23 protein-coding genes and 3 tRNA genes are annotated in these 22,887 nt (G+C 67.4%); 2 read left to right on the top strand and 24 right to left on the bottom strand.

What is annotated here, in order from left to right; translation table 11 throughout:
* Positions 1-58: 58 nt before the first annotated feature.
* The 4 genes from FK219_RS09965 to FK219_RS09950 all read right to left on the bottom strand — a co-directional run bounded on the left by FK219_RS09965 (position 59) and on the right by FK219_RS09950 (position 1,731).
* Positions 59-466: a hypothetical protein gene (locus tag FK219_RS09965; protein WP_152582609.1), complete on the bottom strand. Its 408-nt coding sequence runs from the start codon at positions 464-466 to the stop codon at positions 59-61.
* A 137-nt stretch (positions 467-603) separates the two neighbouring features.
* Positions 604-876, bottom strand: coding sequence for a hypothetical protein (locus FK219_RS09960; RefSeq protein WP_152582608.1), 273 nt, complete (start codon positions 874-876; stop codon positions 604-606).
* A gap of 153 nt (positions 877-1,029) precedes the next feature.
* Entirely contained in the window at positions 1,030-1,476 is a 447-nt protein-coding gene (locus FK219_RS09955) for a Panacea domain-containing protein (RefSeq protein WP_152582607.1), read from the bottom strand.
* A gap of 179 nt (positions 1,477-1,655) precedes the next feature.
* A tRNA-Arg gene (locus tag FK219_RS09950) sits at positions 1,656-1,731 on the bottom strand.
* A 144-nt stretch (positions 1,732-1,875) separates the two neighbouring features.
* Here FK219_RS09950 and FK219_RS14170 point away from each other — a divergent pair.
* Positions 1,876-3,513 (top strand): sensor histidine kinase, encoded by a 1,638-nt coding sequence (locus tag FK219_RS14170; RefSeq protein ID WP_152582606.1) that lies wholly within the window; start codon positions 1,876-1,878, stop codon positions 3,511-3,513.
* A gap of 147 nt (positions 3,514-3,660) precedes the next feature.
* Here the strand turns inward: FK219_RS14170 and FK219_RS09940 are convergent, their stop codons facing one another.
* The 7 genes from FK219_RS09940 to FK219_RS09910 form a co-directional block, all read right to left on the bottom strand.
* A complete protein-coding gene (locus FK219_RS09940) occupies positions 3,661-4,089 on the bottom strand; it encodes a DUF6855 family protein (RefSeq protein ID WP_152582605.1) in 429 nt (142 codons plus the stop codon).
* Positions 4,090-4,134: 45 nt separating this feature from the next.
* Positions 4,135-4,986: a helix-turn-helix domain-containing protein gene (locus FK219_RS09935; RefSeq protein WP_152582604.1), complete on the bottom strand. Its 852-nt coding sequence runs from the start codon at positions 4,984-4,986 to the stop codon at positions 4,135-4,137.
* Between the two features lie 57 nt (positions 4,987-5,043).
* A complete protein-coding gene (locus tag FK219_RS09930; protein ID WP_152582603.1) occupies positions 5,044-5,439 on the bottom strand; it encodes a DUF4260 family protein in 396 nt (131 codons plus the stop codon).
* A 55-nt stretch (positions 5,440-5,494) separates the two neighbouring features.
* Positions 5,495-6,805 (bottom strand): aspartate aminotransferase family protein, encoded by a 1,311-nt coding sequence (locus FK219_RS09925; protein WP_152582602.1) that lies wholly within the window; start codon positions 6,803-6,805, stop codon positions 5,495-5,497.
* A gap of 123 nt (positions 6,806-6,928) precedes the next feature.
* The gene (locus tag FK219_RS09920; protein WP_210416813.1) at positions 6,929-8,377 is read right to left on the bottom strand and encodes a serine hydrolase domain-containing protein; all 1,449 of its coding nucleotides are present in this window, start codon (positions 8,375-8,377) and stop codon (positions 6,929-6,931) included.
* 330 nt (positions 8,378-8,707) lie between these two features.
* Complete coding sequence (locus FK219_RS09915) at positions 8,708-9,430, bottom strand: DUF4386 domain-containing protein (RefSeq protein ID WP_152582601.1); 723 nt, start codon at positions 9,428-9,430, stop codon at positions 8,708-8,710.
* Positions 9,431-9,459: 29 nt separating this feature from the next.
* Positions 9,460-10,464 carry an NAD(P)-dependent alcohol dehydrogenase gene (locus FK219_RS09910; RefSeq protein WP_235923892.1) on the bottom strand — a complete coding sequence of 335 codons (1,005 nt, stop codon included), beginning with the start codon at positions 10,462-10,464 and terminating at the stop codon, positions 9,460-9,462.
* 101 nt (positions 10,465-10,565) lie between these two features.
* Between FK219_RS09910 and FK219_RS09905 the strand changes: the two genes are divergently transcribed.
* Positions 10,566-11,240 (top strand): TetR/AcrR family transcriptional regulator, encoded by a 675-nt coding sequence (locus tag FK219_RS09905; RefSeq protein ID WP_152582600.1) that lies wholly within the window; start codon positions 10,566-10,568, stop codon positions 11,238-11,240.
* Between the two features lie 250 nt (positions 11,241-11,490).
* On the opposite strand, the gene FK219_RS09900 is transcribed toward FK219_RS09905, so the two are convergent.
* The 13 genes from FK219_RS09900 to serS all read right to left on the bottom strand — a co-directional run bounded on the left by FK219_RS09900 (position 11,491) and on the right by serS (position 22,860).
* A complete protein-coding gene (locus FK219_RS09900) occupies positions 11,491-11,796 on the bottom strand; it encodes a helix-turn-helix domain-containing protein (protein WP_152582599.1) in 306 nt (101 codons plus the stop codon).
* Entirely contained in the window at positions 11,793-11,948 is a 156-nt protein-coding gene (locus FK219_RS09895; RefSeq protein ID WP_328821668.1) for a type II toxin-antitoxin system RelE/ParE family toxin, read from the bottom strand. The genes FK219_RS09900 and FK219_RS09895 overlap by 4 nt, the downstream gene beginning before the upstream one ends.
* Positions 11,949-12,055: 107 nt before the next feature.
* Complete coding sequence (locus tag FK219_RS09890) at positions 12,056-13,369, bottom strand: APC family permease (protein WP_152582598.1); 1,314 nt, start codon at positions 13,367-13,369, stop codon at positions 12,056-12,058.
* Positions 13,370-13,393: 24 nt separating this feature from the next.
* Positions 13,394-14,284 carry a F510_1955 family glycosylhydrolase gene (locus FK219_RS09885; RefSeq protein WP_235923891.1) on the bottom strand — a complete coding sequence of 297 codons (891 nt, stop codon included), beginning with the start codon at positions 14,282-14,284 and terminating at the stop codon, positions 13,394-13,396.
* Positions 14,265-15,722, bottom strand: a complete 1,458-nt coding sequence (locus tag FK219_RS09880; RefSeq protein WP_152582597.1) for a multicopper oxidase family protein — start codon at positions 15,720-15,722, stop codon at positions 14,265-14,267. Before FK219_RS09880 ends, FK219_RS09885 begins: the two co-directional genes overlap by 20 nt.
* Complete coding sequence (locus FK219_RS09875; protein ID WP_152582596.1) at positions 15,719-15,955, bottom strand: SHOCT domain-containing protein; 237 nt, start codon at positions 15,953-15,955, stop codon at positions 15,719-15,721. Before FK219_RS09875 ends, FK219_RS09880 begins: the two co-directional genes overlap by 4 nt.
* Positions 15,956-15,991: 36 nt before the next feature.
* Entirely contained in the window at positions 15,992-16,303 is a 312-nt protein-coding gene (locus FK219_RS09870; protein WP_152582595.1) for a metal-sensitive transcriptional regulator, read from the bottom strand.
* Positions 16,281-18,749 (bottom strand): heavy metal translocating P-type ATPase, encoded by a 2,469-nt coding sequence (locus tag FK219_RS09865; protein WP_235923890.1) that lies wholly within the window; start codon positions 18,747-18,749, stop codon positions 16,281-16,283. The genes FK219_RS09870 and FK219_RS09865 overlap by 23 nt, the downstream gene beginning before the upstream one ends.
* Positions 18,750-19,198: 449 nt before the next feature.
* A tRNA-Ser gene (locus tag FK219_RS09860) sits at positions 19,199-19,287 on the bottom strand.
* 51 nt (positions 19,288-19,338) lie between these two features.
* A complete protein-coding gene (locus tag FK219_RS09855; protein WP_152582594.1) occupies positions 19,339-20,601 on the bottom strand; it encodes an LCP family protein in 1,263 nt (420 codons plus the stop codon).
* A 63-nt stretch (positions 20,602-20,664) separates the two neighbouring features.
* Positions 20,665-20,749 (bottom strand) — tRNA-Ser (locus FK219_RS09850).
* Between the two features lie 33 nt (positions 20,750-20,782).
* A complete protein-coding gene (locus FK219_RS09845; protein WP_152582593.1) occupies positions 20,783-21,598 on the bottom strand; it encodes an HAD family hydrolase in 816 nt (271 codons plus the stop codon).
* Positions 21,595-22,860 carry a serine--tRNA ligase gene (gene serS / locus FK219_RS09840; RefSeq protein WP_152582592.1) on the bottom strand — a complete coding sequence of 422 codons (1,266 nt, stop codon included), beginning with the start codon at positions 22,858-22,860 and terminating at the stop codon, positions 21,595-21,597. Before serS ends, FK219_RS09845 begins: the two co-directional genes overlap by 4 nt.
* Positions 22,861-22,887 lie beyond the last annotated feature (27 nt).

The following is a 22,887-nucleotide window of genomic DNA, read 5'->3' as shown; positions in this document are numbered from 1 at the left end:
AGCGAGGTGGTCGCCGACACCTTCATCGCACTCAGCGCATAAAGCGAAGGATCAGCCGTTACACCACTTCCAGGGACTTGACCCAGTACTGCGCAGTGACCTCATCGAATCGCTGTGCATCGAACGCGTTCTTTGCGGGATCGGTGCTGGCCGGATTGCCTGCCGACCGGAGCGCCTTCTTCATGTCTCCGATTACCGCCCCGATGAACTCGTCGGATTCCTCCAGTGTGAGGGCCAAGAACTTTTCAGCGGTGACCCTGCTCTGAGGGTCTGCGAGTAACGTCCGCAACATCACGCGCATGTCGTAGTCCACCGTCAATACGAAGAACTGGAGTTGTGTGAAGGCGGTGAAGATTGGCGAATTGCTCGCGTGGAACTTACCTGCGTTGACCGCCGCTAGTTGAAGAGCCTTCTCTTGCTCAGGCAGTATCCGGTCGAATCCATCAATGATCTCTCGGGCATCCATGCGGTTGAGCATGACACCGAGCACCAGTCACGTCGATGTTTCAGCCATGCTCACTCCGGCGCAATTTGCAGCACTGCGCCACAACTGGAGCTTCGAAGGGTCCCCCGTTGCGAGCAGGGCGTCTCACGAAGCCCAGCTCAGTGGTCGTACAGATCGCCGTAGTTGCACTCGATCCACAGCACATAGAGGATGTCTCCGGCCTGGATCCCAACCATCGGCAGGTTGCTTTCATGGCGCAAAACCTTGTAGTCGTCCTGCCGCAACGGCTCGGGAATCGAGGGCTTGATCTTGTGGCTCGGGATCTTCTCAGACCCCAACCCGTGGCGACTATGCGTAGCCAGCTCGCTCCATTTGAGCTGGGAGCGCTTCGCCCACTTCTCCAAGAACGCGAAACACTGTTCAGGTGTCATGTTCGAGACACCCCATCCCGGCTGAAGGTGACGGAATGACAAGAGGGGGTGGCCTGTGACTCGTGCGCGAGGAACTGCCGAATCCTCTACGGTGTCAGGGATTGCTGAAGGTGGCGTGCCCTTTCCCAGCCCCTTCTTGTGCTTCGCCATGCACTAGTTGGCGAAGTACGTCCTGAGAGCAGACTTCGGAATTACGGCGCTCCGCTCGTCAGCGTTGAAGTGCTCCAGCCACGGGGACTCACGGTGCGTCATGTTCCGAAGAGTCCACGACGCGTACTTGCCGTAGGTGTTCCAAACGCGCTGGAGGAAGGACTCTACGTCTCGATAGTCGTCCCAATCAAAATCTGAGGGAACCGACTGTTCGGCGGGAATAGGACTTGCGCCGCAACTCTTGAAGCGCCGATAGATGGAGGGGACGACCGGTCCATGTGCCCATGCCTGGATCTCGTCATTGAAGAGTTCCTGCCCGAGGGCGGCGAAGGCGTGCCCCTGGGCGTAGTAGAGGAGCTTCTGGAGCTTCAAGTTGTCCAGCTCAGCATCTTCGCTTTCCGCCCATGCCAGGAACCAGTTCGCCACTTCGTTGGCAGTTCGTGCTGACATATCTACCACCTCCTAGCGGGATCAGTTCGAGTTGACACTACCGTCAACCAGAGACATGAACCCGGCATTCCGGTCATCGAAGCAGCACATCTGGCCCCCTGGATTGCACCTGGATTGCACGCGCTCGGCAGGCAACAAAGAAGGCCCGATCAGAAACACTGCCTGACCAGGCCTTTTGCTGGCGCGCCCGGAGAGACTCGAACTCCCAACCTTCTGATCCGTAGTCAGATGCTCTATCCATTGAGCTACGGGCGCGTGTCGCACGAGGCGACTGAGAGAGCATATCAGCCAGAGGAGGGGCTTCCCGTCCGTCGGTAGACGCTGCGGGGCCTCCTGCGCGAGGATGGTGAGCCTAGACAAGCCCAGCATGTGACGAGAAGTCTGAAGCGAGCGCAACCGGTGCGGACGATAACCCTGTTCCCCCATCCGTTCGACCCGCGCACGGCCGTGCTCATCACCCAGTGGCTGTTCCTCGCGCTCCTGCTCGTGAGCGAGCTCGCGGTCGCCCTCGTCGACGGCGCACAGCTGGCCACCGTCGGAACCTTTGTCGGTCTCGGCGTCGCCCTCGCGATCACTCTGGTCCTGACCGTGTGGCGACCCGCACTCACACCCGCCGCCGCCTTCTTCTACGTTGTGCCGTCGATCGACATCATCGCGATCGCGCTGCTGCGACTCGACGCGAGCGATTCGGCGTCACTCGCCCCCCTGCTCACGGTCGTCGTGCCGGCCACCTGGTTGGGTACGAGCGGTCGAGGGTGGAGCATCCCTCTTGCATTCGTGCTCGGAGGAGCGACGATCGCCCGCGATCTCGTCGGCGCCGCGACCTCCGCACCCGACACCGTCGAATCGGATGTTGCCGCCCTGCTCATGGTTCCGCTGGTCGCCGCGGTCTCCAGCCTGTTTGGGTTCCAGCTCGTCGACGAGGCCGAGACGGCCTCGAGCTCGGAACGCGCTGCTCGGCGCACGCGCGACGTGATCGTCGACACGGTCGACATCGGCATGATCGTTCTCGACGGCAACGGCACGCCCGTGATCGTCAACCGCGCCTTGCGCGAGCACCCCGTCGTGCGCGCGGAAGGTCCGGACCCGTATTCGGCGATCCGCTCCATCCCGTCGTTCGAAGCAGACGGGCGCACGCCGCACACTCCCGAGCGCGAGCCCCTCATGCAGGCGATGACCGAGGAGGGCATGACTGATGAGCTCTTCTGGGCCCGCGCGCACGACGGAGTCACGACCGCGGCATTCCTCGCCAACTCCCGTCGCCTGGTCGACGAGCACGGACAGCTCGAGGGCACGGTCATGGTCTTCACCGACGTGACCGCCTACGTGGAGGCCGTGCGCTCGCGCGATCGTCTCATCAGCAGCGTTTCGCACGAGCTGCGAACACCACTCACCGTCATGAGGGGCTTCCTCGAACTGGCCACCGAAGCTCACGCGAGCGGCGGCGAGCGCCTCGCCGAGTACCTGCAGGTCGTCGAGCGCAACCTCGTGCGCGAATTCGCGATCGTCGACCAGCTCATCCTGGCCGCGCAGGCCGACATGGAACCGACGTCGGCACAGCCCGTGGCGACCGAGCTCGACGAGGTCACGGCGAGCGCACTCGAGACATTCCGGCTCGAGGCGCAGGCCAAGTCGATCGAGCTGCGGTTCAGCGCGCCCACGACGAGCGCGCCGATCGACCCCCGTCTCTTCCGCCTCATCGCGGAGGCGCTCATCGCGAACGCCGTGCGCTTCACTCCGCTTCACGGGCAGGTCGATGTGAGCGTCGACTACGACGAGCGAGTCGGCGGCGACGCCGAGGGGCGCGGGATCGTGCGCCTCACCGTGCGCGACTCGGGGATGGGCATCTCGGCTGCCGACATCGAGCGCATCTTCGACCCCTTCTTCCGCACGGAAGCGGCCATGCGCTCGGGGGCGCCCGGCGTGGGGCTCGGCCTGCCGATCCTCAAGCGCATCCTCGACGCGCACGACGGCACCATCCAGGTGCAGAGCGAACTCGGCGGTGGCACGACGGTCACCGTCGAGCTGCCGATGTGATCGAGAACGTGCGATCGCCTCGGAACAGTGGCAGCGCACCATCGCGCCACACCATGCGCCACGGCGGCTGCCATTCGACGACGCGCGGTCGGAAGTCTCGGCCCGGCGCCACCGGTACGCGAAAGGCCGAACGCTCCTCCGTGGCCGTCATGACGCTGACACCGTTGCTCTGACCCGGTTGTTGCGCGCGTTGTGCTCAAGCTCCACGAGTCCGAGGGCCTCGAGCAGGGGCGGCAGGTACATGCCGAAACGCCCCCTCAAGCCCTTCTTCTGGCCGTACCACCCGCCCACGGGGTTCTGCGGGGAGCGTGCCCACGCCTCCACGGTGCCGGCCGCCGGTTCCTTCTGCTCGTCGGCGGAGCCGAGCAGCATCCAGTCGCCATGGGCCAGCAGCATCGCGTGCAGATCGTCGACCGCACGCGCGAGGTAGGTGAGCCGTGTTGTGCCGACGGTGCACACGAGCAGCGCTGGCTGCACCGAGTCATCGCGATGCATCATGTACGTCGACGACAGCGGTGGAGTCGACAAGACCCAGGGATCGTCGGGTGTTCCCTTTCCCGACCAGTGCTCCGCCATGTGTCCTCCTCTGCCCGAGGGCGCCGAGTCGCGCCCAGGTCAGTGTCAGCCGCGCAGCTCGCTCTCGTCTTGTACGAACACGACCACGTTCGGGGCGAAGTCCGAAGGCCCCTCCTCGGGGTAGTAGCCGCGGTAGCCGCGCGGCACGCCACCACTGAAGAGACGGAAGTCTCGGACGAAGTGCGCCTGGTCGTAGTAGCCCGCATCCGCTGCGACGTCGCCGAGCGTCACCCCCGGATCCTCCATGAGTCGCCGCAGAGCGGTCTGGAAGCGCACGACGCGACCGACGGTGCTGGGCGGAAAGCCGAGGCAGCGCGCGAAGAGCCGCTCGACCTGTCGCGGTGAGACGCCCGCCGTCTCGGCGAGCTCGTCGAGACCTGCGCGCCCGCCTGCGTGCACGAGGGCGGCGAGCGCCTCCTCGAACGCTGACTGCGCGGAGTCGCGGCGCAGTCGCGCAAGGAAAAACTCGTCGAGGACGCGCGCCGAGAACTCGAGGTCGGGCGAAGCCCGCAGCTCCGCCTCCAGGTCGATCGCCTCGTCGCCGAGAACGTCGCGCGGCGGGGGTGTATGACCGCTCCATCGGTCGAGGCGCACACGAGTGAATGGCGCGAGTCCTCCTAGGCAGAACCGCACCCCCGTGATCGTCACGGCACCTCGCTGCTCGATACGAATCGGGACGAGGCGCTGTGCGTCGAGGGTGGATGCGGAGATCTCGACGGTCGCACCCCCGATGACCACGCGCCGGTAGGGCACGCCGACGTTGAACACGAGATCGGCGCGCGCATCCACGAAGACTTCGACGCGGAGGTCTACCTCCTCACCGGGCTCGTGCGAGACCGACCAGTAGTTCTCGATGTAGGGCCGCAACTCGGGCGCGGGCTCCCTCAGCCGGTACATGACGACAGCCTGCCACGCGGCCGGGTCTCGGCCAGAATGATCCCCATCGAGAGTCGGTCAAGCGCGGGGACGGTCGCGACCGATCCACCCGAGGTGGGTGTGCGTGAAGGCGTCCGGCAGTTTGAGTCCGTAGCCGAGTGCCCGATCGACGGCCACGTGAAAGGCGCCGGCCAGCGCAGTCAGCCCACAGACGGTCGCGAGCACTGGCGCAGACCCTTGCACGAGGAGGCCGACGGCTGCGACGACGGCAGGCCACGCATAGTTGTGGACGCTGTTGTACAGGGCGGCTCCCATCGCAGCGGATCGCACGTAGCCCAGAGCCGAGAGATCGAACAGGAGGAAGGCCGCGAGCGTGACCCACCACCACTCGGGATAGATGACGACCGCCATCACGAGCACCAACACCGCCAGCAGGCCATTCTCGATTCTTTGCACGCGTTCGGGGTTCGTCATCGCGCCTCCCTCGTGACGTTCAGTGAGCATCCTCCGGTGATGAACATCATGACGGTCAGGAGCCGTCTCGCTCGAGCACGCTCGACAGCGACTCCTCGAGGATCGTGAGCCCAGCATCCAGCTCGTCGTCGCTGATGGTGAGCGGCGGCGCGATGCGGAACACGCCGCCCATGCCGGGCAGCTGCACGATGTTCATGTGGAGTCCGCGGCGCAGGCACTCGTCGGTGACGGCGGCGCCCAAGCGATCGGCCGGCTCGCGCGTCTCGCGATCGCGCACGAGCTCGATGCCCTGCAGCAGTCCGCGGCCGCGCACGTCTCCGACGACATCGAACCTGTTCTGGATGCTCAGCAGGCGCTCGCGCATGCGCACGCCCTGCTGGCGCGCGCGATCGACGAGCCCGTCGCGCTCGACCACGCGCAGCACCGTGAGGGCGACCGCCGCCGCGAGAGGGTCAGAGACGTGGGTCGTGAAGAACAGGAAGCCGCGCTCGTGCGCCTGCTCCTCGATCTGCGCGCTTGTCACGACCGCGGCGACGGGTAGTCCGGCGCCGAGCGTCTTGGAGAGCGTCAGGATGTCGGGCACCACGCCGTCGCGCTCGAACGCGTACATGGTGCCCGTGCGGCCGACCCCCGTCTGCGCCTCGTCGAGGATGAGGAGCATGCCGCGCTCCTCGCACTTGACGCGCAGCGCCGCGAGATAGCCCTCGGGCAGTTCGATGAGGCCCCCGGAGGACAGGATGGGCTCGATGAGGCAGGCCGCGAGGCTGCCGCTCGAGGTCGCGTCGATGAGGCGGAACCCGTAGTCGAGCTCGGCCTGCCAGTCGTACGAGCCGTCCGGCCGGCGGAAGGGCGAGCGGTAGGCGTTGGGCGTCGGCAGCGCGAGGCTGCCGGGCGTCGCGGGCCCGTACCCCTGGTGGCCCGCCGAGAACGTGAGCGAGGCCGCCCCCGAGGTCATGCCGTGCCAGGAGCGGTCGAAGGAGACGATCTCGTAGCGGCCGGTGACGAGCTTCGCCATCTTGATGGCCGCTTCGTTGGCTTCGGCAACCGTACTCAGCAGGAGCGTCTTCGACAGCGAGTCGGGCAACGTGCCGGCAAGCGTGGTCGCGAGTTCGACGACGGGTTCGCTCAGCATGCCGCTGTAGAGGTGGTCGAGGCTGCCGATCGACTCGGTGACGGTGGCGACGATGTCGGGGTGCGCGTGCCCGAGCACCGCACTCATCTGGCCCGACGTGAAGTCGAGAATGGCTGTGCCGTCTCGGTCGTAGACGTACGATCCGGATGCTCGGCTGATGACGCGCGGGGTGAAGGTCGCCCCGTACCGCACCAGGTGCCTCTCGGCCTTCGCCCAGAACTCCGAATCGTCCACTGCGGCTTCCCGCTGTCGATGAGTTGCGGCGCACGCGCACCGAGAGCGACTCTAGGGCCGACGTCGCGCCGCAGGCCGCTTCGGTCGACGAGCGCACATCGTCGTCTTCGCGGCGGGATCGAGTCAGGCGGGTCTTGCTCGCCCAGAGTAGGCCACGAGGAGTCGGAACCCGGCCCACATGACGCCGGTCACCGCCGAGGCGACGATCGCCAGGACGACATCGGGTTGGAAGAGCGCCCAGTGCGCCAGCGGGCTGCCGTTCAGGCTCGGTACCAGGCCGAGGAGCACCCACGCGGCGGCGGTCGTGGTCAGCAGCGGGAACCACAAACTGAAGAGCCCCGGAACGCCTGACTGGGTCTTGGCGCGAACCTTCGTGCGGCGCAGCCACGCCCAGACCATGCTGAGCAGGTAGACGATGGGCAGGATCACGAGCCCGACGAACTGCACCTGGAGAATCCATGCCGACGAGCCGTCATAGTAATCGCGGCCGAGCGCCGTGTCGGAGATTCCGACGCGGAGGGCGACGGTTTCTTGGAAGCCCATCCCGCCACCGGCGTTGACGAGCACGATGGCCGCCGTGCTCTCGGCCGGAATCATCGTCGCAAGAGTTTCGACACCCGGGCTCACCCCGGTGTGCCAGACCGAGCCATCGGGTTCGACGTTCCAGCCGAATCCGTAGTAGGGCGAGACATCGCTCGCCGGGCGCATCATCTGCGCCTTGCCGTCGGCACTCAGCACGTCGTCCTCGCCGTTCATCAACATCTGCAGGTAGCGCGCCACATCGTTGGCGCTCGCGAAAATGCCACCCTGCGGGGCAGTCACGCGGTCGGTCGGGCCGTCGGCCAGCGTGAGCTTCGTGCCGAACCACGGCACGTGGCCGTTCGCCGCGGAGTCGTGGACCTCGCCGTCGGCGACGAAGCTGTCGTGCATGCCCACGGGCTCCAAAATACGGGTTGTCACATAGGTCTGATAGTCCTCGCCGCTCGCGATCTCGATCAGGCGACCCGCGATCTGATAGTTCGCGTTCGAGTACTCCCATGTGGAGCCGGGTACGTGGGCGGGAGTCGTCTCCGCGAGCCGAGCGACCCCGCGCGCGAGCGCATCGTCGTCGTACGGGGCGTCCCGATACGGCGCGTTCCCCTGCCCGGTGGAGAAGCCGCTCGTGTGGCTCAGTAGCTGCCGGATCGTGATCGCGCCGGAGGGTCTGCCGGAGAAGTCGTCGACGTACCGCGAGATCTCGGCATCCAGGTCGATCTCGCCAGCCTCGACGAGCTGCATGACCGCAAGCGCCGTGAAGCTCTTGGAGATCGAGCCGATCACGAAGGGAGTGTCAGGTGTGACCGTGGCGTCGCCACCGATCTCGAGAACACCCCTCGCGCCTGCCGAGGCGATCTCGCCGTCCTGCACGACGGCGTACGCCACGCCGGGCACGCCGGCGGCGGGCATCTCGCGGTCGATCAGTTCCTCGATCGGCCCTGCTGGAGCTGTCGTCGGCGTGGCGACGCCGAGGGCAACAGGCACGGCGGCGCTCAGACTGAGCGCGAGGATCGGCAGCAGTGCGGCGATATTCAATTCTTCTGCTCCTTCAACGGGCGTGTGAAGACCGGCACGAGCTCAGGCGGCTCGCGGGTGACCGCGCCGGTTGAGCGGTGACGAGGAAGATGACGGCGGGGGCTCGAGGCTGAGCAGAATCTCCTGCTCGCGGAACGCCGCCTCGGTCGCCCAATGGCTCGGCGAAGCTCGTCGGTTAGTTATCTATGTAACTAACCAAAGCAGGAAGGTTCAAGGATGTCAACCAGCAGGCTCGAAACCCGTGGCCGCCCTTCTCCCGAGGTGACCAGAGCCCCGAACTCGGGAGTCCGGGGGCTCTGGTCGTCTTCCTGCTCCTCGCCGTACTTATGGTCAGGCGGCGACGGGGATGCGGACATCCTCAGCAGTGACGGAGCTCGAGCGGCGGCCGGCGAGGAGCAGCCACACCGTGAACGTCAGCTCCGCGACAATCGACGGGATGGCGACGATCGCGAGCATCACGTCGGCGATCGCCGCGTAGTCGGCCACAAGGACGTGAACGAGGGTGTCGACCGCATAGGCGGAACCGGCGACGGCGAGGATGACGCCGACGATACGCGGCGCGATCCGCGACCGGATGATGAGCGCCCCGAGCAGCACGAGGTGCACACCGAACGCGATGAGTCCCACATACCAGGCGAAGTCGAAGGCCGCGAACATGAGCAGTGCGACGTCTGGGGCGAGGTCGGTGACGCCGGTCGCGATCTGCAGCCCGAGGAACATGAAGACCGCGCCGACACCGAGGAAGACGGTGTAGGCGATGCGGAACCAGGCGACCAGGAGCGATCGCGCGCGGCCGCCCGGCGCGAAGAGCACGTAGAGGCCCCACGCGACGGGGATGTCGATCAGGAAGACGACGACGAAGGCCGTGAGACCGATGCGGAACAGGGTCTCCTGCTCGCGGATCGCGACGACGGTCGCCTCGGCGTCGACGGGGTCGATGATCCCCTGCTTGACGACGAAGTTGGCGAAGACCCCGAGGACGAAGAGAGCGACGTAGCCGGCCGCGGCGATGCGAGCCGCGGTGCGCCGAGTGGTGTCGGTGAGTGTGGGCATGGTGGTGTTCTCCTTCAGATGAGCGACGGTCAGTCCGTCACATGGATGACAGCCTTGCCGCGGATGCGGCCGGCCAAGAGGTCGTCGATCGCCTCGCGCACGGCGCTGAGCGGTCGCACGGTGTCCACGGTTGCGCGGACAGCGCCGGACTCCACGAGCCCGGCGAGTTCGTGGAGTCCGGCGCGCGACTCGGACGAGATGAAGAAGCCGAGCCGGCGCCGGGTGAAGGCGGAGCGGATGCGGGCGCCGAACTGGCGCTCGATGCCGCCGGTGAGCGCCCCGCCGTTCTCACCGCCGACGATCACGAGCGCACCGGCCGGTGTGAGGATGCGCTCGAGCCTGCCGATGGGAAGACGGCCGTTGATGTCGATGACGACGTCGTAGCGCTCCGGGAGGGCGGTGACATCCGACGTCGCGTAGTCGAGGCATCGCACTGCGCCGAGCGAGCGCACGAAGTCGGCTTTCGCGGCACTCGCGACTCCGACCACCTCGGCACCGAGTGCTGCGGCGATCTGCACGGCGTAGCCGCCGACGCCACCGGAGGCGCCGATGACAAGCACGCGATGCCCGGGCTCGACGAGGCCGTGCTCGCGCACTGCCTCGAGCGCCGTAAGACCCGAGACCGGAATGGCCGCCGCCTCGTCGAACCCGATTCCCGCTGGGATGCGGGCCAGCTTGCCGGCGTCGGCGACCGCGTACTCGGCGAAACTGCCGTCGGCGGTTCCGAAGACGGCGTCGCCGACGGCGAGGTCGGTCACATCGGCGCCGAGGGAGACGACGACTCCGGCGACGTCGACACCGAGCACCGGCTGGCGCGGGCTCGTCATCCCGAACATCGGGCGCACGATGTAGGGCAGTCCGGCCATGATGTGCCAGACGCCGCGGTCGAGCCCGGCGGCATGCACCCGCACGAGCACCTGCCCTTCGGCCGGTTCGGGTGTGGAGATGCGCTCGACGCGTAGCACGTCGGTCGAGCCGTACCCCTGCTGCACCACGGCGGTCATGGTGGGCGGGGTCGTAGTGGACGTGGTCATCAGTGTCTCCTCATTTCGCGATAGACGTACTAAGTACGACGATTCGCACAACACTAGCCATACTTAGTACGATGGGTCAAGAGCGAACGGGGGAACGCACCATGGCATCGACCGACGGACGGCCGCGCGCAGCGCTCGGTCGCGACAAGATCGTCAGCGGCGCGGTCGAGCTCGCCGACGAGATCGGGCTAGATCCGCTGACTATTCGGCGGCTCGCCGATCACCTCGGAGTGCGCCCGATGAGCCTCTACCACTACGTCTCCAGCAAGGACGACATCGTGGACGGGATGGTCGGACGCGTCTTCGACGAGGTCGAGCGACCCGATCCCGCGGCACCCTGGCGGGAGGCCATCGCGGGGCGCGCCCGATCGTTGCGCGCCGCGCTTCGAAGGCACCCTTGGGCCATCCCGATCATGGAGTCCCGACGAACCCCGGGCGCCGACATCCTCGACCATCACGAGGCGATGCTCGCAACCTGGCTGGGCACGGGGTTCCCACTGCCCCTCGTCGCGCGCGGTGTCGCGGTCGTCGACGCCTTCGTCTACGGCTTCGCGCTTCAAGAAGCCGCACTGCCCTTCGGCGACGGCGGTGGCGGTGACCTCACCGAGGCGAGTGAGCGCATCATCGTGCCGCTCTCGCCCGAGAGGTACCCGTCGCTCGTGCGCTTCACGATGGAGCACGTCATGCAACCGGGCTACGAATTCGCCGATTCCTTCGAACCCGGGCTCGATCTGATCCTCGACGGAGTGGAGCGCTCCGCCGCGCAGACTGAGTGACGGCCGAAAGACAGCGAGCGGCACGGGCGCGAGAGTGCGACGTCGGGCACTCGGGGAGGCCTGTGCGGTGATGAGGGATTTTCGGAGCGGAGACGGAGGGATTTGAACCCTCGGTCCCCTCAAAGGGGACTCCACCTTAGCAGGGCCGCCGATTCCGCATCAGGCCCGACTTTCTGGGCTTCTGCACACTCCAGGCACCACCAAACACAGCATCATCTGCTTGACGGGTACACAGGGGGGACACACGACGTCACGCGATTTGGATGCGCTCGTCGCCGAGTTCGACCTCGACGTGGGCGTGACCGCCGACCGCTTCGACGTACTTCCGGAGCGTATCGACCTGGGCGCGTTCGATGTCGCCGTGCTCGATGCGGGAGACCCGGTTCTGGCTGACGCCGAGCTTGCCGGCGAGTTCGACCTGGGTGAGCTCGGACGCCTCGCGGAGCTCGCGTAGACGATAGGCGCGGAGCTCATCGAGCATCCGGCGCTTGTGCGCGTCCACCTGAGTGCGGTCGACCGGACGCTCGCGCACCAGTTCATCAAGTGTCTTCTTCATGAACTTCCCTTCCTCCCCAACTGCTCCAAATGCTCCGTGAATCGGTTGTCGGCCACCGGAATGTTCGACCGGTACCACCTGCTCCAGTTCCCGGCCTTGTCCCCCGCGACGAGAAGGATCGCCCACCGCTTCGGGTCGAATGCGAACAGCACCCGTAGCTCTGAGCGACCACTCGATCCTGGTCGCAGCTCTTCATGTTCTTGTGGCGAGACCCCACCACCGAGTCGACCAAGGTCGACCCAGCTGCCGGCCGGCCCCTCTAGGAACCGCGATCCGCATTCTGTTCATGTTCGGACCGCCGCACGTGCCGTACGACGAGACCCTGCGCGATCACGATCGTTGCCGCGACTACTAGGGCGACGATCACCGTGAGGGGATCGGTCGGGATCTTGATCGTCGCGAAGGCGATGAGGATTGCGGCGTCGAGTCCGATCACGAGGATCGGAACCCACGGGGTTGCGGCGATCTTGGTGCGCAGTCGTCGGGCGACCCCCCATTGGACGGCGATGTCCATGGAGAGGTAGAGGAACACTCCGAGCGCGGCGATGCGACTCAGGTCGAGGAAGGCCGTCACGAGCATGGCGAGACCTGCGGTGATGAGCAGTGGCTGGTGCGGGACTCGTGAGGGGAGTCGGGGGGCCCGTCGCATGTGTTGGAGCATTCCGAGGAGGCGTGACACCGAGTAGAGGCTGGCGAACAGGCCGGAGAGCGTGGCCACGACGGCGACCGCAACGGTGATGCCGACTCCCCACGCGCCGAACAGCGGCTCGGCGGATTCGGCGAGGGCGTAGTCTCGGGCGTCGACCGCGCCTGCGGCCCCGATGCTCGAGCCGACCGCGAGCGAGATGAGCAGGTAGATGACGGCGCAGATCGCGATCGAGATCCCGATCGATCGCGCTAGATTCCGTTCGGGGGTGCGGACATCGTCGCCATGGTTTGTGATCGTGGTGAATCCCTTGTAGGCGAGCACGCAGAGGCCCACGGCTGCGATGAGGGAGAGCGCTCCGGGCGGCTCGGCGGCTCCTTCGACGCGTGAGTCGAGACCGGAAGCGAGCCCGCCGATGAGCCCTGCGATGGCGAGCAGGGCGATGCCCGCGATCTTGAGCACCGCGGTCGCCAGCGCTGTGCCCTCCACGAGCCGGTTGCCGACGAGGTTGATGGTCGCGGCGGAGGCGATCGCCAGGATGCCGAGGGCAGGTACCAGAACGGCGGAGTCCTGGAGGCCGAAGGGTCGCAATAGGTAGGTGCCGAAGGTGCGGGCGAGCAGGCTTTCCGCGATGACCATCGACACGTACATGAACAGCGAGAAGGATCCCGCCACCACGCCGGGGCCGTAGGCGTCCTTGAGCAGCATCGCGATCCCGCCGGATGACGGATTCACGCTCGCGTACCGTGCGTAGGCGTATGCGCTCAGTCCGGTCGCCACCGCGCCGACGACGAAGGCGACCGGAAACCAGTCCCCCGCGAGTTCGGCGACCTGCCCGGTCAGCGCGAAGATCCCGGCACCGATCATGACGCCGGTGCCAAGGGCCACGCAGCCCGCCAGAGTGATCTTTCTCGTCGCTGTGCTCACGGATCGACTCCTTCGACGATGCGGCTATTCGGGGAGAACGTGGTAGCCGGAATCGTCGACGATGGCGATGTCCCCGGATGCGGTGATCGTGACCGCCTGCGCTTGGCCGACGGCCGTGCCGACCTGCAACCAGGATGCATCGTCGGTGGCCGCCCTCCAGATGCCGCCCGAGACGTCCACGCCGGCCAGCTCGGTGTGATCCGGCGACGTGTTCACCAGGTACAGCGGCGGCGCACCCGGGAAGTCCTCGAACGTTGCCCCCGCGTCGACGCTGACCCGGACACCGTCCGGCGTGGTTGCGTACACGACGCCCGCGGCGTCGACGGCCAGCGCATAGGCGGCCAGTGCCGCGCCCGTCGGCATCCATGTCACACCGCCGTCGATGCTGGTGAGCAGTGCCGGGTCATCGGTCGAGAGCCCGTACAGCTCGTCGGACGGACCGGCGGCCAGGGCGTGGAAGTCTTTCTCGCCCGTGTACGCGACCGGCGCCCAGCTCTGCCCGCCATCCTCGCTCCGGATGAATCCCAGGTGCGGGGAGCCCCATTCGGCCGGTGTCGAGGATCCCGGATGCCCGGATGCGATGAGCGCCTCGCCCGCGGCCGCAAGCCCCATCGCGTCGAAGCCGTGCCCGCCGACCCGGTCGGAGATCGTCCCGTCGTCATTGACTGTGACGAGACCGTCGTGGGTGCCGAGGAGAGTCTGTCCGGTGACCGGGTCGGTGATGATCGCATGAACGTGACCGAGGGAGGGCATCTCGGCTTCCACGCGTTCGGGTTCTTGCGGTGCGCAGGCGGTCAGGAGCAGGGCGATGCCCGCGGTCGCGGCGACTCCGAAGGGGAGACGAGGAAGCATGTGCGTTGCCTTTCGGTTGCGATGTGCGGCGGTCGGTGTGGCGTCATCCGGCTTCGATGACACCCATCATTCCGAGGTCCTCGTGGTCGAGGATGTGGCAGTGGTAGACGGTTCGTCCGGGGAACCGGTCGAACGCGATCCGGACGACGACGCTGCTGCCCGCGGGGACGTCGACCACGTCGCGGATGTCCAGTTCGGCGGTTTCCGCGCCCTCCGCGCGGATGATCTGCATCGGCCAGATGTGGAGGTGGAAGGGATGGTCCATCGGAGAGGTGTTGCGAATCGTCCACTCCTCGACCGTGCCGATGCTCACCTGCTGGTCGACGCGGTCCGGGTCGAAGGCGCGGCCGTCGATCAGGAATCGCATCCCGCCGCCCATCCCCATCTGCATGGTGATGGTGCGGGTGCCGTCGACCGTCACGTCGCGTAGGTCGGGGTGGGTCTCCGGCGTGGGTGGCGAGATATCCGGGACCGACGCTGACGCATCGGGGGTCACGGTCAACATCAGCGCATCGGAAACCATGGCAGCCGGACCGCCCATCATGCCCATGCCGGCCTGGCCGCGATCGTAGCCGGCGGCGATCAGGTCGACCGGCCGTGCCGGGGTCGTGATGACGAGGTCGGCGCGGTTCCCCGGCACCAGGAGCACCCGGTCCACCAGCTCCTCGTCCCGGTGCCCGGAGTCGAGGCCGCGGAGACGTGCGTTCAGCCCGGCGAGTCCCATGTCCAGGTAGCGGCTGGCGCACGCGTTGATCACGAGCAGCCGCTGCTCCGACCCGGACGGCGCCGCCAGTCGCGGCGCCACGAGCCCGTTCGTCAGCAGCGTCTCGCCGGTCCGGCCGAGCATACGATCCACGCCTGCGACCCGCGCCACGCTGCCGCCGGCGATGGTGACGTCCGAGACGACCACGACCCGGGGAGCGGTGTCGGACCAGTCGTCCTCATCGACGATGATGGCGCCGTAGAGGCCGCCGAACAGCTGGTCGGCGACCAGGCCGTGCTGGTGGGGGTGGTACCAGAAGACCCCGGACGGATGGTCGTCGGGCAGGTCGATCTCGTACTCGAACGTCTGGCCCGGGTCGATGCGCAGGAACGGGTTGTCGCCGTTCCCCACCGCCGACACGCGCAGTCCGTGGGTGTGGACGTTCGTCGGCTCGCCCAGCTCGTTGCGCAGCCACACCCGGAGCCGGTCGCCGGGACGCAGGTGAAGAGTTGGTCCCGGAACGGTTCCGTTATAGCTCAGCATCCGCACGGCGCTCCCGCCGATCAGGACGTTCGCCTCGGCGACCCGCAGATCTAGCTCGAGCAGGCCATTCTGCGACGTGAGCACCGCCGGCTCGGCCCACGCGCCACCGCCCGGCCCCGGAACCGGTCCGGACTCGGGGGTTCCGACTTGAGAGCTCAGACCGGAAACCACGAGGCCCGTCGCCCCGACCGCGAGCGCCCCGGCTCCGGCCGCACCGAGCGCGAGCACCTGCCGGCGGGTGATCCCCTCGCTCATCCGTCGCCAAGCATCCGCATGCGCTCCGTGAACTCGTCCGTGTCGATCTCTCCCCGGGCGTAGCGCTCCTGCAGGATCCGGCGGGGATCGGCGGCGCTCCCGCTCGATTCGGGCGGGCGGGAGCGCGTCGCGGATCGGATGACGACGTAGATCAGCAGCCCGATTCCGAGCAGGATCAGAAGCAGCCAGGGCAGCCAGAGACCCCAGCCCATGTCGTAGTAGCCCCACATCATCGACGTATCTCCCTTCTCCGAACGAATGAGTCTGATCTATGAGCGGACGAGTCGGGCGATCGCCTGGGTCGCCTCGTCGAGCTTCTGCTCGGCGACGTCACCGCCTGAGCGGACCGCGTCGGTGACGCAGTGCTTCAGGTGGTCGTCGAGCAGCCCGACCGCGACACCCTGCAGCGCGCTGGTGAGAGCGGAGATCTGGGTCAGGATGTCGATGCAGTACTGCTCCTCGTCCACCATCCGGTGGATGCCGCGCGCCTGCCCCTCGATCCGCTTGAGCCGGGCGAGGTACCTCTCCTTGTCGGAGATGTAGCCGTGGTGGGCGTGGTCAGCCGACATGAGCGGCCTCATTCTCGATGCGGGTGTCTACCCGGTCGCCGAGGATCTCGCGGGCGCTGGTTTCGGGTCTGAGGTCGAGGCGTCGCAGGAGCTGGGCGTTGGCCGCCACAACGATGGTCGACAGCGACATCAGGATGGCGCCGACCGACATCGGGAGGACGAAGCCGATCGGGGCAAGCACCCCCGCCGCGAGCGGCACGGACAGCAGGTTGTAGCCGGCGGCCCACCACAGGTTCTGCTTCATCTTCCGGAAGGTCGCCGCGGACAGCTGGATCACCGACAGCACCGATCGCGGGTCCGAGCTGGCCAGGATGACGCCAGCGGATGCGATGGCGACGTCGGTGCCCGCACCGATCGCGATGCCCACGTCCGCCTGCGCGAGGGCGGGTGCGTCGTTGACGCCGTCGCCCACCATCGCGACCTTGCGACCCTCGGACTGCAGCTCGCGCACCTTGGCCGACTTGTCCTCGGGGCGCACGCCCGCGAAGACCCGGTCGATGCCGAGCTCCTTCGCGACCGTCGTCGCGACCGCCTCGGCGTCACCGGTGATCATGACCACCTCGCGGCCGAGCGCATGGACAGCATCCACCGCCTGGCGGGACTCCTCCCGCACCGCATCGGCGAGGCGCAGCGCGCCGATCACCCGCCCGTCGGCAACGACGTGCAGGATGATCGCCCCCTCACGGCGCCACTGGTCCGCGATCGGCAGCTCGACGGCGCCCTCCTCGGTGAGGAGGTGGGGACCGCCGACGCGGATGGTCCTGCCGCCGACCACGGCGGTCACGCCCACGGCGGGTGCCGACGTGAAGTCGTCGGCGTTCGGCACCGGCACGCCGCGATCGGCCGCGGACGCCACGATGGCGCGGGCGAGCGGATGCTCGGAGTCCGACTCGGCTGCCGCGGCAAGCGCCAGCAGCTCGTCCTCGGCGACGCCCCCTGCGGTCTCGACGGCGGTGACGGTCGGCTCGCCCCTGGTGAGGGTGCCGGTCTTGTCGAACAGAATGGTGTCCACCGTGCGCATGCTCTCCAGGGCCAGACGGTCCTTGACCAGCACCCCGCCCCGGGCGGCGCGCTCGGTCGCGATCGACACCACCAGCGGGATCGCCAAGCCGAGGGCATGCGGGCACGCGATCACGAGCACCGTGATCGTCCGGATGATCGCCTCGTCGGGCAGACCGACCAGACTCCAGACGACGACGGTGATCACCCCCACACCGAGCGCGAACCAGAACAGCCACGCGGCCGCACGATCCGCGATCCGCTGCGCCCGCGACGACGACCCCTGAGCCTCGGCGACCAGCTTCTGAATCCCCGCGAGCGTCGTCTCATCGCCGACCGCGCTCACCTCCACCCGGATCGCCGAGTCGGTCGCGATCGTGCCCGCGACCACCGTCGCGCCCTCGCCGCGCCGGACGGTCGTCGACTCCCCGGTGATCATCGACTCGTCCATGCTGGCCGACCCGGCGATCACCTGGCCGTCAGCCGGGACGCGCCCGCCCGGTCGCACCACCACGACATCCCCGACCTGCAGCTCCGACGGGGTCACCGAGCGCGTGGTCTCGCCGTCGACCACCTCCGCCTCGTCCGGCAGGAGGGCGGCGAGCGAGTCGAGAGCGGAGGTGGTCTGGGCGAGCGACCGCATCTCGATCCAGTGCCCGAGCAGCATGATCACGATCAGGAGTGCCAGCTCCCACCAGAAGTCCAGCGCGTGATCGAGCACCCCGAGACTCGCCCCCAGCGACGCGAGGAACGCGACCGTGATCGCCAGCCCGATCAGCAGCATCATCCCGGGCTTGAGCGCCCGCACCTCGGCCACCGCCCCGGTCAGGAACGGCCAGCCGCCCCAGGCGAACATCACCGTGCCCAGCACCGGGGAGACCCAGGGCACCCATGCCGCGTCGGGCAGCTCGTAGCCGAGCAGCATCGCGAACATCCCGGAGAAACCGACCACCGGCACCGCCAGCACGAGCATGATCCAGAACAGCCGCCGGAACTGCCCGACATGATCCCCGTGCCCGGCATGCCCGCCATGACCGGCATGCCCCATCGCCGCATGATCCATGTGCCCGCCGTGACCGGCGTGGTCGTGCGACGAATGAGCGACCGGATCGCCGTGCCCGGAATGCTCGTGCGCCCCGAGGTCGTGGTGACTGTGCGATCCGTGATCGTGACCCTCGTGCCCGCCATCCGACCCGTGACGCCGATCAGCACGCTGGGCGAGCACCTCTCGCGGAGCAGGAAGCGAGCGGGCCGCCGCGACAAAACGCTCCGGATCGGCATCGAAGCGCGGGCCGCAGCCCGCGCAGCAGAACCAGTAGCGCTCCCCGGCGTGATCCCGATAGAGCCCGGCTTCCTCCGCCTCGCTCTTCACCACGACATTCGTCGGCATCACCGGGCAGACCGCCAGATCCTCCTCCGATGCACTCAGCGCGGCGTGGGATGTGTGATCGTGCGACATCAGCTCTCCATACCCGTAGGGGGTTTACCCATGCAACATACCCTATAGGGATATGTCGGCCAGAGGCCAAGTCCCGCCGGCAACGCCGTCTCCCTGAGCCTGGAGTCGACACACAAACTGACGTGACCCGCTGAGATCGTGGGATCCGCGGGAAACTCTCGAGCGGCATCCACCACGGGCTCGAGAGCGGGACGTGCCGAATGATGCCGCCCGGATCGGATGGCCTCGAGAAGAACTGCGAGGGGGACTCCACTCATCGCAGGTGGAAGCCCACGACACACGATCAGCGGCGGATCAGGGATTTCCTCGGCAGCGCGCGACACCGCGGACCGCGTGTGTACCCGGAATGTCCCCGTGGGTACACACAGGGGACACGGGAAGCCACTACTCGGCGACCGTCGAGCCCATCGGAAATAAGGAAGAAAGTGCTTCTGACCAGGGATTTTGAGCGGAGACGGAGGGATTTGAACCCTCGGTCCCCGTGAGGGGACTCCACCTTAGCAGGGTGGTGCACTCGGCCGGACTATGCGACGTCTCCTGGCTGAAGCCTCCCCCACTATAGCCGCTCGCGGGTGAGGCTTCACACGGCTTAGTTGGCGACGGAGCAGGTGTAGTCGGCCGCGGTCTGGCCCTTGACCCCCTCGAGAACCTCTGCGGGCTCCTCGTCCGCGAGCGGCGGGACCGTTGGTGCCGCCGAGCCCGTCGGTGCGGGGGTCGTGGGCTCGGGTGCCGGGGCGTTGGGGTTCAGCGCTGAACCGATGCCCGTCTCGCCCTCCTGGAGAGCGAAGGACTCGTCGTTACGAATCTTCTCGAGCAGAGCAGACGCCTGCCACTCGATCGGCTGGACCTTGCCCGAGTACACTCCTGTGCCGCCGGTCGTGCCCGGGTACTGCACGAACGTGATGTTCTCCGTCGGAATGTCCTTGAGCACGAGAGCCATCGACACCATGGTGTCGACGCTCGCGAGGCTGCTGGAGAGCTTCATCGACGACGTGGCGACGGTCGCGATGCCGTACAGCTTCGTGACGTCGGTGAGCACCCCCTCAGACTGCACCTTGCGGATGAGTGAGGAGAGGTAGACCTGCTGCGAACTGATGCGCCCGAGGTCGCTGCCGTCACCGACGCCCTTGCGCGAGCGCAGGAAGGCCAGCGCCTGTCGGCCTTCGAGACTGTATGTGCCCGCCTCGGGAAGATCTAGCCCCGTGAACTCGTCGAAGATGGGGCCGTCCACGCAAACATCGACGCCGCCCACGGCGGAAGACATTCGTGCCACACCGTCGAACGAGATGACGCCCGCGTACGGAATGTCGAGACCTGTCAACGCTTCGACGGTGAGCACCACGCAGCTCAAGCCGCCGTAGGACATCGCGACATTGATCGGCTGTGCCGACATCGCGAAGTAGCTGCCGCCCTCCGGGTTCGGGCACGAGGGGATCGGGACGACCATGTCACGAGGGATGCTGACCGCGACCGCCGACTGCTGGTCCTCGGCGACGTGCACGAGGATGTTGACGTCGTTGAGCACGGCGCCGCCACGGTCGTCGCCGTCCGACTGTCCTTCGGCGTTGTCGACGCCGACGAGCAGCACGTTGAAGCCGCCCTCCCACTCGCCGACAGTCGGGATGACGCGCTCTTCGCCCTCTGCCGTGACGAGCTCGACGACGTCGATGTTCTCGTTGAGCTGGTTGACCGCGATTGCCGCGACGGAGACACCACTCACGAGCACGACCGCCATGGTGCCGCCCAGGACGGCGAGGAGAGTCTTCCACGCGCTGTGCCGCTTGAGTCGGCCGTGGCGCACGGATGCGGTCGGCAAAGACCGACTCGCGCGATCACGAATCTGCTCAGTCATGCGGTCTCCTCAGGCACAGCATCCCCGACGGGCAGGCAGCCCGATGAGGTCGGGCTGCGCGAGCGGAGGGCGTGGGATTCGAACCCACGAGACATTTCTGCCCACTGGTTTTCAAGACCAGCTCCATCGGCCGCTCGGACAGCCCTCCTTGGTGGTCAGTGAGAAGAGTACCCGACCGTGTCTATAGAGGGGCTTGGAGTGTCGCGAGGGCCTTCGCGAGGCCGTCCTCGGTGTCGCTCGCGGTGACCTCGGAGGCGACGGCGACGACCTCCTCCGGGGCCTGCCCCATCGCCACACCGCGCCCCCCGCCGCGCGTCGCCCAGTCGAGCATCTCGATGTCGTTGCGGCCGTCGCCCACGCACAGAACGCGGTCTCGGGGAATGCCGTGAGCATCTCGCACCCGCTCGAGGGCGGTGGACTTGTTCACGCCGTCGGGAGCGATGTCGAGCCACGCCGTCCAGCCGACGTTGTAGCTCACCTGGTGCAGACCCATGAGCTCGACGGCGGCGAGGAACTCCTCCATCGCGTGCCCGGGGGAGATGACGACGACGCGCGTCGCGGGCTCGTGCGCGAGCTTCTCGAACGGCACCTCCTCGCTCACCGCGCCGAGCGCGCCGTCGGGGAAGGAGCCGTGGAAGCGGTACAGCCCTTCCTCGTTCTCGACCGCGTAATTGGCGTGGGTCAGGTGGGGCCGGATGCGCTCCAGCACTGCCGAGGCATCGAACGTCTCGACATGGTGGCGCTGGTACCCGGTGGGGGCCTTCTCATCGCGACGCAGTGTGATCGCGCCGTTCGAGCACACGACGTACTCGGGCGCGATGCCGAGCCGGTCGAGGATGGGGAGCGTCATCGCGACCGAGCGGCCCGTGGCGAGCATGACCTCGTGCCCGTCGTCGCGCACGCGCTGCACTTCGTCGCGCACCGCATCCGAGAGCGTGCCATCCTCGTGCAGAACCGTGCCGTCGATGTCGAGGGCCACCAGCCACTTTCTGCTCACGCGACGGGCTCCATCACCGAGAGACCGCCCAGGTAGGGGCGCAGTACCTCGGGTACGACGACCGAGCCGTCCGCCTGCTGGTGCGTCTCGAGGATCGCGACGAGCCAGCGCGTTGTCGCGAGCGTGCCGTTGAGGGTCGCGACCGGCGCGGTCTTGCCGCTCGCGGTGCGATACCGGGTGTCGAGCCGGCGCGCCTGGAACGTCGTGCAATTGCTCGTGCTCGTGAGTTCCCGGTACGCGTCCTGCGTCGGCACCCAGGCCTCGACGTCGAACTTGCGCGCGGCACTCGAGCCGAGATCGCCGGCCGCGACGTCGATGACGCGATAAGCGAGGCCGAGTGAGCGCAGCATCCCCTCCTGGAGGGCGAGCAGAGCCTCGTGCTCGGCGACCGCGTCGGCCGGGTCCACGTAGCTGAACATCTCGAGCTTCTGAAACTGGTGCACACGGATGATGCCGCGGGTGTCTTTGCCGTAGCTGCCCGCCTCGCGGCGGTAGCAGGTCGACCACCCGGCGTAGCGCAGGGGGCCGCCGCTCAGGTCGAGGATCTCGTCGGCGTGATAGCCGGCGAGCGCCACCTCGCTCGTGCCCGTGAGGTAGAGGTCGTCGTCGCGCAAGCGGTAGACCTCGTCGGCGTGCTCGCCGAGGAAGCCCGTGCCCGACATGACCTCCGGTGTCACGAGTGTCGGGGTGATCATAGGGGTGAAGCCGGCCTCCAGTGCGCGGTCGAGCGCAAGGTTCATGATCGCCAGCTCGAGACGCGCACCGACGCCCTTGAGGAAGTAGAAGCGCGAGCCGGAGACCTTGACTCCGCGCTGCAGGTCGATCGCGTCGAGCAGCTCGCCGAGCTCGACGTGATCACGGGGCTCGAAGTCAAAGCGCGGTACCGCGCCCTCCTCCCGCAGCGTGACGAAGTCGGCTTCACCGCCGGCGGGCACGCCGTCGAGAACAACGTTGGGGAGGCCGCCGACGACGCGAGCGAACTCCTCCTCGGCGGCGGTCACCTCGTGCTGGGCCTGCTTGACGCGCGCCGAGAGCTCCTGGGCCTGGGCGACGAGCGCCGCCTTCTCGTCCTTGGGTGCGGCCGCGACCGTCTTGCCGACGGCGTTCTGCTCAGCGCGCAGAGACTCGAAGGCGGTGATCGCCTCGCGACGCGCCTGGTCGGCCGCGATCGCCTCGTCGACGAGGTCGACTGATGCCCGTCTGGCCTCCTGCGAGCGTCGCAGGGAATCCGGATTCTCGCGCAGCAGTTGGGGGTCGATCACGCTCCTAGTCTGTCACGCGCTCTGCCA

This window comes from Microcella pacifica, assembly GCF_009371975.2.
GTDB lineage: Bacteria > Actinomycetota > Actinomycetes > Actinomycetales > Microbacteriaceae > Microcella > Microcella pacifica.
This window is presented reverse-complemented; position numbering and strand designations above follow the sequence as displayed.

Bases quoted from the DNA above. Each gene is read 5' to 3' on its own strand.
- FK219_RS09965 (WP_152582609.1), bottom strand. From the start codon at position 466: ATGGATGCCCGAGAGATCATTGATGGATTCGACCGGATACTGCCTGAG.
- FK219_RS09960 (WP_152582608.1), bottom strand. From the start codon at position 876: ATGACACCTGAACAGTGTTTCGCGTTCTTGGAGAAGTGGGCGAAGCGC.
- FK219_RS09955 (WP_152582607.1), bottom strand. From the start codon at position 1,476: ATGTCAGCACGAACTGCCAACGAAGTGGCGAACTGGTTCCTGGCATGG.
- FK219_RS09940 (WP_152582605.1), bottom strand. From the start codon at position 4,089: ATGGCGGAGCACTGGTCGGGAAAGGGAACACCCGACGATCCCTGGGTC.
- FK219_RS09935 (WP_152582604.1), bottom strand. From the start codon at position 4,986: ATGTACCGGCTGAGGGAGCCCGCGCCCGAGTTGCGGCCCTACATCGAG.
- FK219_RS09930 (WP_152582603.1), bottom strand. From the start codon at position 5,439: ATGACGAACCCCGAACGCGTGCAAAGAATCGAGAATGGCCTGCTGGCG.
- FK219_RS09915 (WP_152582601.1), bottom strand. From the start codon at position 9,430: ATGCCCACACTCACCGACACCACTCGGCGCACCGCGGCTCGCATCGCC.
- FK219_RS09910 (WP_235923892.1), bottom strand. From the start codon at position 10,464: ATGACCACGTCCACTACGACCCCGCCCACCATGACCGCCGTGGTGCAG.
- FK219_RS09905 (WP_152582600.1), top strand. From the start codon at position 10,566: ATGGCATCGACCGACGGACGGCCGCGCGCAGCGCTCGGTCGCGACAAG.
- FK219_RS09900 (WP_152582599.1), bottom strand. From the start codon at position 11,796: ATGAAGAAGACACTTGATGAACTGGTGCGCGAGCGTCCGGTCGACCGC.
- FK219_RS09880 (WP_152582597.1), bottom strand. From the start codon at position 15,722: ATGAGCGAGGGGATCACCCGCCGGCAGGTGCTCGCGCTCGGTGCGGCC.
- FK219_RS09875 (WP_152582596.1), bottom strand. From the start codon at position 15,955: ATGATGTGGGGCTACTACGACATGGGCTGGGGTCTCTGGCTGCCCTGG.
- FK219_RS09870 (WP_152582595.1), bottom strand. From the start codon at position 16,303: ATGAGGCCGCTCATGTCGGCTGACCACGCCCACCACGGCTACATCTCC.
- FK219_RS09865 (WP_235923890.1), bottom strand. From the start codon at position 18,749: ATGTCGCACGATCACACATCCCACGCCGCGCTGAGTGCATCGGAGGAG.
- FK219_RS09855 (WP_152582594.1), bottom strand. From the start codon at position 20,601: ATGACTGAGCAGATTCGTGATCGCGCGAGTCGGTCTTTGCCGACCGCA.